We start from the raw sequence: 13,246 nt of genomic DNA on the forward strand, positions 1-13,246 counted from the left end.
GTACAATAACTTTATTACACAAATGAGTATTTTTTCTTATTAAGATGATGGCAGAACAATTTCCTTGGCTGACCGCGATTGTCTTGTTGCCACTCCTTGCATCCTTCCTGATTCCGGTAATACCATATAAAGACGGTAAAATTATCCGTTAGTATGCCCTAGGTGTAGGTATTGCTGACTTTGCCTTAATCTGTTATACCTTTTGGCAGCATTACGATGCTAGTGATGCTAGTTTTCAGATTGTAGAAAATTTTTCCTGGATGCCTCAGTTGGGACTAAACTGGAGCGTTACAGTTGATGGTATCTCCGTTCCCCTCGTGCTTTTAGGGGGATTTGTCACCACCCTTTCCATGTTTTCTGCTTGGCTAGTTGACCGCAGACCACGCTTATTTTACTTTCTGATGTTCGTGCTGTATTCCTCACAGGTAGGAGTGTTCGTTGCCAAAGACTTGATGTTATTTTTCATCATGTGGGAAGTGGAACTTGTTCCCGTATATTGGGAAGTGGAACTTGTTCCCGTATATATATCTATTAATTTCCATTTGGGGTGGACAAAGAAGACGCTACGCAGCGACAAAATTTATATTATATACCGCAGCAGCTTCTATATTTATTTTAGTAGCAGCCCTGGCAATGGGTTTATACGGTGGCGGCAATATGAGTTTTGATCTCACGTCCCTGACTTTGAAAGATTATCCCCTTAGTTTACAAATGCTACTATATGCAGGTTTATTTATAGCCTTTGGCGTTAAACTAGCTATTTTACCCTTACATACCTAGTTGCCTGATACCCACGGTGAAGCATCTTCCCCTGTATCCATGATTTTGGCAGGTATGTTGTTAAAAATGGGCGACTATGGTTTGATTCGCCTGAATATAGAACTTCTGCCTGATGCTCATCTTTATTTTGCACCAGTGATAGCTGTTCTTGGTGTTGTCAATATTATTTATGGTGCATTAAATTCCTTTGCCCAAACCAACATGAAACGGCGTTTGGCTTTTCCTTCAATTTCTCACATGGGGTTTGTGCTGTTAGGTTTAGCCTCTTTCACCGATGTAGGAATGAATGGGGCAATGTTGCAGATGATATCACACGGTTTCATTGCCTCAGTATTGTTTTTCCTCGCAGGTGTTACTTACGATCGCACTCACACAATGGTAATGAAAGATATGGGTGGTATTGCTCAAGGGATGCCCATAGTATTTGCACTGTTTACAATAGGTGCAATGGCATCTTTAGCTTTACCAGGAATGAGTGGTTTTGTTGGTGAACTTTCGGTTTTTGTTGGTGTGACAACCAGTGATGTGTATAGTTCTACTTTCTGCACCGTCACAGTTTTTCTCGCTGCTGTCGGAGTCATCCTTACAGCTATTTATCTTCTTTCCATGCTACGCCAGGTGTTTTATGGCAACGATGCAGCATTGATATGTGACATTAATAATGCTGGGCTCGAAAATCAGGAAGATGAAGGAACAGTTTGTTTTGGTACAGATTGCCTCCTACCTAGCCAAGCAGTATACAGTGACGCTAGACCCCGTGAAGTCTTTATCGCCGCTTGTTTTATAGTGCTGATTATCGGCATTGGTTTCTGTCCCAAGGTGGCTATGCAGATGTATGATGCCAAGACCGTGGCTGTAAACACTCATGTTCGCCAATCTTATACAATCATCTCCCAAAGCAATCCTCGCATTTATGCTGATGGATTCTTGACACCGAAAATCTCTGAACCTGAAATTAACTCAGTTTTAGCAACTTTGAAGTAAACCTGATATTTCTCTATTCAGAGGGAAAAGTTACAGTTTTGCAGTCAATTTTTCAACTTCTTCCTAACTGAAAACAGGCTGTGGGCTGTAGGTAAAAATAGTTTGTCCTAAACCCCACAGCCCTTTCATATCTGACCACAAAATTAAGTTTCTTATCTGTTAACTGACAATATACAAAATTTTTGATAATAAATTCTCCTGGTCAAGGATTAAATTTAAGTGAAATTAACTAACTACTCTTGAACAATCAGCGATAATTTAGTTCTGAACACCCATTATAAAACTGATGCGGATCTAGTTAATGATCAAGAATTACAACGATGGAAAGAAGAAACTGATTACTAATGGCAATATTAAGGGTCTGCTGCCACCTGAAAAAAATAACCAGTTGGATAGCATAGCTTATCTAATTAATATTGCTACTAAAATTATTTTCACGGTAACTGCTCAACACTCGGCTGTCAATTTTGCTCAATATGACTATGCTGGATGGATTCCTATCCTAATCATCCCTTTGCCCTCTATGAATCTTTATCAGATTTATTTACCAGAGATGGCAATAATATAATTCCTTTGACTACAAGGTTGCCCAATAGATTGGAAACGATTAAGCAAATTGTTTTGGTGGATGTGTTAACAATGACACCTTTATACTCTAGTAAATCACTGTTGACTTTAGGTAAACTGTTCTGAAAATCTTCGGCAAAACAGGCTTTTGAGAAGTTTCAAACTGCTCTGCTGGAAATAGAACAGAAAATAGCTAATCGTAATGCTTCTTTATCTAAGCCTTACATTTACCTGCTCCCTTCCCGTATTCCCCAAAGTATTCCTATTTAATTGAGGTGATTGGTGATTGGGTATTGAGCATTGCTAAAAATATTCTCTCCCTTGCCGCCTCCCTCCTATCCTTAGGTGAAAAAATTTCTGATGGCTGATGGAAAAATGGTCTCTTTACATGGGATGCTAGTCAAATAAGCCAATTTTAATTTTTAACTTTTATTTTTAATCGTCACAATGTCTGTCATTTCTACTATTACTGTTAAGGTTCCTGCCACCACTGCTAATTTAGGCCCTGGTTTTGACTGCATTGGTGCAGCTTTAAAGCTGTACAACGAATTTAAGTTTACTAGAAATGAGAGGGGGTTAATTATTCAAGTTTCTGGCACGGAAGCCGAAAAGGTACAAACGGATGAGAGTAATCTGTTATACCAGGCTTTTTTGAAGTTATATCAATATATAGAGCAGACATCGCCATCTGTGAAAATAGAGATTAAGTTGGGTGTACCACTGGCGCGGGGTTTGGGTAGTTCTGCTACTGCTATTGTGGGTGGGTTGGTTGCTGGTAATGTGTTGGCGGGTTCTCCTTTGTCTGAGTTGCAGGTGATGGAGTTAGCGATCGCAATGGAAGGACATCCTGATAATGTTGTCCCAGCTTTATTAGGAGGATGCTGTCTAGCAGCTACTGGCCTTACAGGTTGGGAAATTTGTGATATTACCTGGCATCGGCAGATAGTTCCAGTGATAGCAATTCCTGATTTTGAGTTATCAACCTTAGAAGCACGGCAAGTTTTACCAACTGAAGTCAGTCGTGGTGATGCGATTTTCAATACTGCCCATTTTGGTTTATTACTGCGAGGTTTAGCAACTCATCGGGAAGAATGGTTAAGGGCTGCTTTACAAGATAAGCTCCATCAGCCCTATCGTCAAGCCTTAATTCCCGGTTACGACGCTGTAGAAGCTGCTGCTGTGGCTGCTGGTGCTTATGGCATGGTAATTAGTGGTGCAGGACCGACTTTGTTAGCTTTAACAGATGAATTGCATACACCAGGAGTAGCAACAGCAATGAGAAATGCCTGGAAACAAGTAGGAATTAAATCTGTAGCGCAATCGCTACCCCTCGATATCCAAGGAGTAACTATTTTTTAGGACTCAGGAGTTAGGAGTCAGGAGTTAGGAGGTTTTAAATCTTGACTTTTGACTTTATTTTTCTTGACAATTACTAATTAGCAATTACCCATATATTATTATGTATGGAGAAAATTCAGGCAAACATTAAGGAACTTAACTCACAAATTCAAGCACTCCAGGAAGAACGGGCTGCACTGACTAATACTGCACTGACTAATACTAATGTAGAGTCCGGGGAAAATGATTCAGCGTTAGCAATAGTTGAGGCATATCGCCGTCAAGCCAGAGAAAATCCGCAAATTGCCGCGGAACTTCAAGGTATAGATAGAGCGCTCGCCTTTTTAGAAAAACAAAAACATCAGAGACAAACCTATCTCAATCAGTCGGAAGTCTTCTCAAAAAGTCTTTCCCAACAAGAAGAAGAATTAGAAGCTGCCAAAAAAATTGCCCAAACCCATGCACAGAGAGTTAATCAACTCGCTGGGGAACTTGCAACCGAAATTAAACTTCTGAAAGCTTGTGCTGATGAACTTACCCCCATGTATTGGCAGGTTTACTATAAACCCTTCATTACCGGATTGAAAACCATCTCCGTTCCCCACGTTCGTTCTGATCGAGAAGTATGGACAATTGTAAACCGCATAGTTTAGGTATTAAAACCCAGTAATCAATACTTTATCAAATCAACATCAAAAATTTGAATAAATATTCAAACTTAAAGAAGCGGCAAATCAGTCCGCTTTTTTCTTGACGTTACAAAACTTTACTCATAGAATGGCTATGAGACGATTTTGGTAAGTATTTATTACTAGAAAATCCTCTCATTTGAAAATATGTAAAGGAAATTGTTTACAAAAGTAACGATTCCTTAATATAATGTAATTAAAAGAAAAACTAAAAATTGATTGTCAACAGTGATGAATCCGATACAAATCCCTTGGCTATCAGCCATAATTTTCTTGCCCTTAGTGGCATCCCTGGCCATTCCCTTCATGCCTGATAAAGACGGTAAAACAGTTCGCTGGTATGGTCTAGGAGTAGCTTTTGCAGACTTTGCATTAATGATTTTTGCCCTTTGGCAGGGTTATGATTTCCAAAGTTCAGCCCTGCAAATGACAGAAAGCTACGCTTGGATACCCCAAATAGGCTTTAACTGGGCTTTAGCAATTGATGGTTTATCAATGCCCTTGATACTCTTAACAGGCTTAATCAACACACTCGCAGTATTTGCGGCTTGGAAAGTAACCAATAAGCCGCGTTTATTTTATGCATTAATGTTGGTGATGTACAGCGCCCAATTAGGCGTATTCCTCGCCCAAGACTTATTAATGTTCTTCTTAATGTGGGAAATTGAGTTAGTACCCGTTTACTTGCTTATTTCCATCTGGGGAGGAAAAAACCGCCGCTATGCAGCCACCAAATTTATTATTTACACCGCAGCAGCATCTATATTTATTCTGGTAGCTGGTTTTGCAATGGCTTTCTATGGTGATAACTTCACCTTCAACATGACAGAATTGGGAATGAAAGAATATCCCCAAGCCCTAGAACTTGCACTATATACAGGTTTCTTAATCGCTTACGGTGTAAAACTACCAATTTTCCCCTTCCATACATGGTTGCCTGATGCTCACGGTGAAGCATCTGCTCCCGGTTCAATGGTATTAGCTGGTGTGTTGTTGAAGATGGGCGGATATGCACTAATTCGCTTTAACCTAGAGATGTTAACCGATGCCCACGTTGTTTTCGCTCCAATCTTAGCAATTTTAGGTGTAGTCAATATTGTTTACGGTGCTTGTTGCGCCTTAGCTCAAACCAACCTCAAACGGTGTTTAGCTTACTCTTCCATCGCCCACATGGGGTTTGTATTAATCGGGATTGCATCTTACACAGAAATTGGTATCAGCGGTGCTGTATTACAGATGCTTTCTCACGGTTTAATTGCTGCTAGTTTATTCTTCCTCTCTGGTGTAACTTACGAACGTACTCACACCTTAATGATGGATAAAATGGGCGGCATGGCTAAAGTAATGCCCAGAACCTTCGCTCTGTTTACTATCGGTTCAATGGCTTCTCTGGCTTTACCTGGTATGAGTGGTTTCGTCGGTGAATTGATGGTGTTCCTGGGTATTGGCACCAGTGATGTTTACAGTTCCAGCTTCAAAGTAGTAGTCATCTTCCTATCCGCAGTTGGTGTGATTTTGACTCCCATCTATTTACTGTCCATGTTGCGTCAAGTATTCTACGGTAAGCAAAGCAAAGACTTACATTTAGATATTGTAGTCGCTGATGTTAAACCTCGTGAATTGTTCATCACCGCTTGTTTATTACTTCCTATAATCGGGATTGGTTTCTATCCTAAGTTAGCTACACAAACCTATGATGTGAAGACTGTTGAAGTTGCTACTCACGCTCGTCAAGTGTTACCAGTTGTGGCTCGTCAAGAACCCTCTAACTTGTACTCACAAATCTTTACTGCTCCAACCTTAGCTAGTTCTGAATTCGTTAATATATCTGAGTAATTATAAAGCTCGTCAAGGGCGCTGCTAAATCTTAAATTAAGAGGGGTTTTAGGGGTGGTTGTAAAACTGCCCCTATAATTAATTTTGTCGTAACGTTTTTGAAACCTGAGGATTGTCACCAAAGTGAGCAACGGAGCGACAACATTACTACCAGCTTGAGTTTGAGAGCCAAAAATAGTACAGTACGGCGTAAATAAACTAACCATTCCAAATCTCTGGGACGCTTACACTGTATTGATTTTTACTTCCACACTGCGGTACTACTAGTCTGTCAAAGACATTTTGATGGATCAGGAAAACCAAATCCTCTTCGTGGTTTATTCAGAAAAATAGCCGCCCCTTACGGAAGCGGCCGTTATTTAAACTAGGAAAAGACCTTAGTAATCAAAATCTCCACCACCAGCACCAGCAGCAGGAGCAGCATCTTTAGGTTCTGGCTTGTCAACAACAATACATTCGGTTGTCAACACCATACCAGCGATAGAAGCTGCGTTTTGCAGTGCAGAACGAGTTACCTTTGCGGGATCAACAATACCAGCAGCCAACATATCAACAAATTCGTTGGTGGAAGCGTTGAAACCAATGTTGAAATCTTTCTCTTTTACTCTTTCTGCAATTACAGCGCCGTTTTGACCAGCGTTTTCTGCTATCCTCTTCAGAGGAGCAGGTAAAGCACGAGCAACGATTAAAGCACCAGTTAACTCTTCATTCTTGAGGTTGCTGTTAGCCCAAGTTTCTAACTGGGGTGTAAGGTGAGCCAAGGTTGTACCACCACCGGGAACAATACCTTCTTCTACAGCAGCCTTGGTAGCGTTGATAGCGTCTTCCAAGCGTAGTTTCTTGTCCTTCATTTCGGTTTCGGTAGCTGCACCAACTTTAACTACAGCTACACCACCTGACAATTTAGCCAAACGCTCTTGGAGTTTTTCCTTGTCGTAGGAAGATTCTGTTTCTTCCATCAGATGGCGGATTTGTTCGCAACGAGCCTTAACTGCAACATCGTTACCTTCAGCAACAATTGTGGTGTTGTCTTTGGTGATAGTGATGCGGCGAGCTTTACCCAGGCTATCCAGCTTGGTAGTATCTAGCTTCAAACCAGCGTCTTCAGTGATGAGTTGACCACCAGTTAAGACAGCGATATCTTCTAGCATAGCCTTACGGCGATCGCCAAAACCAGGAGCTTTAACAGCCGCAACGTTGAGTACACCGCGCAAACGGTTAACTACCAAAGTAGCCAAAGCTTCTTTTTCGATATCTTCAGCGATAATCACCAAAGGACGACCGGAACGAGCTACTTGCTCAAGTACAGGTACTAAATCTTGTACTAAAGCGATTTTCTTGTCGGTTAACAAAATGTAAGGCTCATCAAACACGGTTTCCATCCGCTCTGCATCAGTTGCAAAGTAAGGAGAGATATACCCTTTATCAAAGCGCATCCCTTCAGTGACTTCGAGTTCGGTGGTCATAGACTTCCCTTCTTCCAGGGAAATTACGCCTTCTTTACCCACCTTGTCCATAGCTTGAGCAATCATGCTACCAACTTCTTCGTCGTTACCAGCAGAAATTGCCGCAACTTGTGCGATCGCTTTAGAATCTTCTACAGGACGAGCGTGTTCAGCAATTTTTTCAACTAAGAAAGCAGTAGCTTTATCAATACCGCGCTTCAACAGAATTGCATTAGCACCAGCAGCCACGTTCCGCAAGCCTTCTTTAACAATGGCGTGAGCTAAAACGGTAGCGGTGGTTGTACCATCACCAGCAGCATCGTTAGTTTTAGAAGCAGCTTGACGAATTAAAGCCACGCCAGTGTTTTCAATATGGTCTTCTAATTCAATTTCTTTAGCAATAGTTACACCATCATTAACGATTTGTGGTGCGCCAAATTTTTTCTCTAGAACTACGTTACGACCTTTTGGTCCAAGGGTGACAGCAACAGCTTCAGCCAGAATATCAATACCACGCTCAAGGGCGCGACGGGCGTTTTCGTTGTAAATAATGCGCTTTGCCATAATCTGTGTAATTTTTGAATTGGTTATTTGTTAGTTGTCAATTTTTCAGCCATTTGCTGGGGTATAACTTGCCAACTCAAAATTTTGACTTTTGACTTTTGACTTGTTTGACCCCTCATCACCGAACTAGCTGACCACTGCTAGAATATCTTTCTCAGAAAGCAGTACATATTCTTCAGTGCCGAGCTTAACGTCGGTGCCAGCATACTTGGAGTAAAGCACTTTATCACCGGCTTTAATTTCCAATTCTTGGCGGCTACCGTCATCATTCCGCTTGCCAGGTCCAAGGGCTACTACTTCGCCTACTTGGGGTTTTTCCTTAGCGGTGTCAGGCAAATACAAACCACCTGCGGTCTTTTCTTCAGCGGCGGTCACTTTTACAAAAACGCGATCGCCCAAAGGTTTAACTGTAGATACGCTTAGAGATACAGCTGCCATAATTTTAATTTGTGCTCGCTTGTTAGCACTCTCGACTCCTGAGTGCTAATCTACCGAAAAGCAGTGACAAATGGCAATAATGTTTTCTGTACGGGTTTCCGAACTAAATTCAGCTATCAGTTGTCAGTTGTTGCCATCCTGCCTTTTGCCTTCTTTCCGTTACCTTTTGGATGATGCCTCCGGCAGGCTGCGTGAATGCTTTAGCGATACGACAGTCGGTCTTGGGGGAAACCCCCAAGACCACGCTGACTCACCTGTCACCTGTCACCTTCTACCTGAACCAAAAAGTTACTTCAGGTAAAGTATAAATGCCTAATTGTTTTTGTTGTCTGGTTCTGTTGCGTAAGTAATGAATATTTTTATATGGACAACTTTTATTTGCAAAGCTGAGAAATTGTTATAGAACTGTAATCAGGGAGTCGCTTAATGAGTAACAATACAGTGAGCTAAAGAATTGCTGTCCAATCCCCAAAACTACTAAAGCCAAGGAACTTAAAGCCCTAAGTAATTGTGTAGACGTTCTAGGACTGGCAATTCTTCAACGAACAGCTTTATGTTTGTTCTGAGCAGATAGTGATTCACAACTGGTCAAAACAGGCTAATCTAGAATTCTGGGAATGCTGGAAACTGCGACTCAAAGAGCGACACATCAACCCATTTCACGAGAGTCATCCCATTTGCATCTTCAGAACTAAAACTAACTGCTTGCGTGTTTGTTGTTCTAGGCAGATAATGGTAGTTTACCCAGATGGGGTCTGGTATAGCCAAACAAAACCGGAAGTCATTGAGCGGATCATCCCAGAACACTTAATCGGCATAATGGTGGTTGAAGCACAAGCATTTTTAACCCATCCTTTGCCAGAAACTTCCCTGGTTTCTTGTGAACCTCTGATTGAGGCTTAACATCCAAGGGATATAGCAGAGCAAAAGTAAGCAAATGAAAGTGCGGGTGAGTTTTGAGCCAGGTCCATCTTCAGCTAAATACTGAACTTGTCAGCCAGACAGATTATTATTTAATCAATCAGGTTTTTTAGCCCGCCCCTTTCAAAGCAACATATAATAACGCATTATAAATACTATTGCTCTCCGTATCCTTACTGGAATTTTGTCATCTAGCTACTATTTTCTTCAAAGTGTCCATCACCTTTTAGACTTTTAGGCAGCAAAGGCAAGTTAAGTGGGAAAAAACAACATCTCAATAATCCACCATAAAGGATAACTATTCAAGACCTTGATGGATCGACGCGCGACAAGTGCCACTGCTATGAAAGAGCCCAGCATGAAAGATCACAAACGACTTCTATTGATTGATGATGACCCTAACCTCATCTTGCTGGTGAAGGATTACTTAGAATTCCGGGGATACGAAGTCATCACAGCCGAAAATGGACGAGAAGCTCTGGAAATTTTAGAACATGAAGTTCCAGATATGATCATCTGTGACGTGATGATGCCGGAAATGGACGGATACACTTTTGTGGAACAAGTACGACAAAATGAACGTACAAGTTGGATTCCCGTTCTCTTCCTCTCCGCTAAGGGACAAAGTGCAGACCGAGTTAAAGGACTGAACAAAGGTGCTGACGTATATATGGTCAAGCCCTTTGAACCTGAAGAACTCGTAGCACAAGTAGAATCCTCACTTAAGCAAACTATCCGTTGGAAAGAACACCAAACAAAAGGAGGGGAAAATGGTTCCCGTATCCAGGTTCCCTTCGATGTCCAGTTGACCCCAACAGAACTGAAAGTAGTACAGTTTGTAGCTAGGGGTTTAGCCAACCGGGAAATTGCTGAAGAATTAAATGTCAGTCAGCGTACCGTTGAAAGCCATGTTTCCAATATGTTGGGTAAAACCAATCTCCACAACCGTACTGAATTAGCACGTTGGGCAATTGAAAATCAAATGGCTTAAAAGCTTGGCTGATTTCTGAAATTTCAAAGTTATGAGTTTTGGGTTACAGTGTCTTAACTCAAAACTCAACACTAGATTTTTCTTCTGCACTCAGTCTCAAAGCTTTTGACATACTCCCACCCCTTGAAGGGGTGGAATTCTGGGGTTGAACAACGATTGCGGGCATAACTCGTCTGACATCACCTAACCCAACAGTCGATGTCCCGACTGCGTGACTGGGGACAAAGCCCCTAAAGGACGTAAAAACATGAAAATTTTTTGGATTTTCAGGTTATTACTGGTTGGTAGGATTTCAAACTTCCCACTATTTCTCGTAAATTATGGATTGTGAAGCTAAATTTGGATTTTTTAAATTTAAACTTCATAATTCATAATTCATAATTTATGATACAGTCCTCAAGCCCTATATTCCAACCCTGATATCACCTAAAAATATTACTACACGACCTCACGCAAATACCCCATTTCCTCGACTGGAAATAACCGTAGAGTAGGTTAACGACAACATAACCCACCACAAACCAAACTATCAACTTATTAAAAGAACTTCATAGAATGATCGATCCTGTTTTAATCTCATTCCCCTGAACCTTGTCCTTGTTCTCACAAAAGTGGGGAAGGGGAATCCAGAAATTATTGATCCTACATTCTGCAATTCGATAAATAGTACAGATAAACTATATTAACCATCTATTAAAAAATATTCTTTTTAACAATCAAGTAAGCATAAAGAATAAATTATGCACACAGAAAATCCAACTTTTTTATGGCGTTTAAAAAAGCTAGTTAGACAACAATGTTTAATTTGAACCTTTCAATCAGTTATAAAAAGATCAGACTATGCAATCGTGAATCAATTCTTTGGCAGTATTTATAATACTGAGTATATTTATTACTAGATAAACTCTGTTTTTATATTTAACCTGTGTTTGCTACCTTTTACATCTGTGCTTGTACTACAAAATGAAGTGTGGAATGTCGGTTAAAAAAGCCAAAAACTTGGTCAAAGCATTTACCAGTACAGAACTGAAACCAAGTGAAATCAAAGGATATAGCTATCAAGAAGAAAACGTATCTTATGGGGGAATAGAGCAAAGATGGCTATGAGTAGAAAGTGCAGACAGAAAAAAAGCAGACTTAAAGAAATTAACCCAAAGCATTCAAGAGGAGTTGCTAAAAATCAGTAAACAAGTAAGTAGATTAGTCAAAGGATAATTTGAATAGACATCGCGCAATTAAAAATTAAAGAACTGGCAGCAAAATTAAAATATCATAAAATATCGGACTTAGAAATTACTGACCGGTTAAATAAATGACAAACAGTAGTTTATCAAGTAAGAGGTAAACTAATAGAAAATCAGGAGTTAATCACCCAACATCATAACTCTTTTGGTCGATTTACTTTAGCAACGAATATTTTAGAGACAAGCGAATTATAAACCATAGAAATATTGAGAATATATAGAGAAGAGAAATCAAGAGAAAGAGGATTTAGATTTATCAAAGACCCGTTATTTTTCGCCCATAGTCTTTTTGTAGAAAATATATAAAGAGTAGAGACAATGATGATGTTAATGGCATTGTGTCTTTTGCTTTATGATCTGGGACAAAGAAAATTAAGAATCTCGTTAAAGACGGAAAAAGCGACAGTTAAAAATCAACTGAATAAACTTACACAATCCCCTACTTTACATTGGATATTTCAGAGCCAGTGTGTTGGGCGGATTCCCCGACCTGTTAGGGAAGGTCCTGTGGAAGAGGCAGCAACTGGCGTATGTTCTCAAGGGATTCATTTTCTGATTACAGAAGGAGTTCATAGGATTCTGAACTTGACAGAGGAACCTTGTCGAATTTCCCAATTCCTACCTACAGCTTGTCAAAAGTATTATTTATTTTCTTAGTTTTCAAATCTCTAATTCACTATTGCATAGTCTTGTATTTTCATAAGTGACTGAAAAATTGAAGTTCAACTTCAACATTGTTGTCTAACTAGCTTATCTTACACAATAAGAAAGCTGGAACTTTGACGTGCATAATTTATTTATATTTTCATGGCTACTGGATTTTAAAAACTATAGTTATGAATTCCCTGTCAATGTAGTTGATTTATGCTACTTATTTAAGTGCGGAATATGGGTTACAAGAAAACAATGTTATGTTTGTCGTCCTTGTGACAATCAAAGAACTAGAAGAAGACACAGTGCTTTTTGGATAGTTTCTATGAATGAGTGTCAAAAATTGGTCTTGGAAATGATGGCTGCCGTTCGCAATAAACAGCCATTTTATCAGCAGGGTCTGATGGCTATGATGCTTAGAGAGCAACCTCTTTAAGTTCTTTGTCGCCCCCTCAAGTTTTACATTCTGGACATTCTTTGACTGGCACTCTGTCTTCTGTAACGATAATTTGTGGGGCAGATATATCAAATACTTGTCACTTGATTATTTTTTTGCTACTACAACACATATATCACACCCACATCCAAGACATGAGCATGGTGTTGGATGTTCTAGCATGTTTTCTGGCTGCAATACAAGTTGAAGTCTCTGCCCTGGATGACCTTTCAGTCCTCCTGATGCTCGCTTTCCTTTTTCTCTTAAACTTTTTGTCCGTATTTGATTTGACTTTTTAAGTCCCTTGCTGGTTGGTAGTTTTGAACTTGTTGTGCTATCTAATCCCAAAGGTCTCTCTAGCA

At 40.1% G+C, this 13,246-nt stretch carries 9 protein-coding genes and 2 pseudogenes (1 of these 11 only partly in view); 8 read left to right on the forward strand and 3 right to left on the reverse strand.

The genetic code is table 11. The features are described 5' to 3' along the window. Positions 1 to 44: 44 nt before the first annotated feature. The 5 genes and pseudogenes from AAZO_RS13735 (at position 45) to AAZO_RS13755 (ending at position 6,194) form a co-directional block, all read left to right on the forward strand. Positions 45 to 1,764 (forward strand): annotated as a pseudogene (locus tag AAZO_RS13735) (NADH-quinone oxidoreductase subunit M). 301 nt (positions 1,765 to 2,065) lie between these two features. Then, positions 2,066 to 2,332, forward strand: coding sequence for a lipoxygenase family protein (locus tag AAZO_RS13740; protein ID WP_013191727.1), 267 nt, complete (start codon positions 2,066 to 2,068; stop codon positions 2,330 to 2,332). A gap of 446 nt (positions 2,333 to 2,778) precedes the next feature. Next, complete coding sequence (gene thrB / locus AAZO_RS13745) at positions 2,779 to 3,690, forward strand: homoserine kinase (RefSeq protein WP_013191728.1); 912 nt, start codon at positions 2,779 to 2,781, stop codon at positions 3,688 to 3,690. Positions 3,691 to 3,794: 104 nt separating this feature from the next. Next, positions 3,795 to 4,322, forward strand: a complete 528-nt coding sequence (locus AAZO_RS13750) for a hypothetical protein (protein WP_013191729.1) — start codon at positions 3,795 to 3,797, stop codon at positions 4,320 to 4,322. A gap of 267 nt (positions 4,323 to 4,589) precedes the next feature. Beyond that, positions 4,590 to 6,194, forward strand: coding sequence for an NAD(P)H-quinone oxidoreductase subunit 4 (locus tag AAZO_RS13755; RefSeq protein WP_013191730.1), 1,605 nt, complete (start codon positions 4,590 to 4,592; stop codon positions 6,192 to 6,194). Positions 6,195 to 6,571: 377 nt separating this feature from the next. Here the strand turns inward: AAZO_RS13755 and groL are convergent, their stop codons facing one another. Beyond that, positions 6,572 to 8,203 (reverse strand): chaperonin GroEL, encoded by a 1,632-nt coding sequence (gene groL, locus AAZO_RS13760; RefSeq protein ID WP_013191732.1) that lies wholly within the window; start codon positions 8,201 to 8,203, stop codon positions 6,572 to 6,574. 126 nt (positions 8,204 to 8,329) lie between these two features. After that, entirely contained in the window at positions 8,330 to 8,641 is a 312-nt protein-coding gene (gene groES, locus AAZO_RS13765) for a co-chaperone GroES (RefSeq protein WP_013191733.1), read from the reverse strand. Between the two features lie 573 nt (positions 8,642 to 9,214). On the opposite strand from groES, the gene AAZO_RS13770 reads away from it, so the two are divergent. From AAZO_RS13770 to AAZO_RS43775, 3 genes and pseudogenes are all read left to right on the forward strand, one after another. After that, on the forward strand, positions 9,215 to 9,544 hold the full coding sequence (locus tag AAZO_RS13770; RefSeq protein ID WP_228371191.1) for a (2Fe-2S) ferredoxin domain-containing protein: 330 nt from the start codon (positions 9,215 to 9,217) through the stop codon (positions 9,542 to 9,544). A gap of 331 nt (positions 9,545 to 9,875) precedes the next feature. After that, positions 9,876 to 10,553, forward strand: a complete 678-nt coding sequence (locus AAZO_RS13775) for a response regulator transcription factor (RefSeq protein ID WP_013191734.1) — start codon at positions 9,876 to 9,878, stop codon at positions 10,551 to 10,553. A gap of 975 nt (positions 10,554 to 11,528) precedes the next feature. Then, positions 11,529 to 12,454 (forward strand): annotated as a pseudogene (locus tag AAZO_RS43775) (IS1634 family transposase); the annotation flags it as partial. A gap of 538 nt (positions 12,455 to 12,992) precedes the next feature. On the opposite strand, the gene AAZO_RS38280 reads toward AAZO_RS43775, so the two are convergent. Then, on the reverse strand, positions 12,993 to 13,246 hold the 3' portion of the coding sequence (locus AAZO_RS38280) for a hypothetical protein (protein WP_266885045.1). Its footprint extends 1 nt past the window's final position; only the last 254 of its 255 coding nucleotides appear in the window; only part of the start codon is in view: it crosses the right edge, with 2 bases visible at positions 13,245 to 13,246; the stop codon is at positions 12,993 to 12,995.

The sequence above is a fragment of the 'Nostoc azollae' 0708 genome, from assembly GCF_000196515.1.
Lineage (GTDB): Bacteria > Cyanobacteriota > Cyanobacteriia > Cyanobacteriales > Nostocaceae > Trichormus_B > Trichormus_B azollae.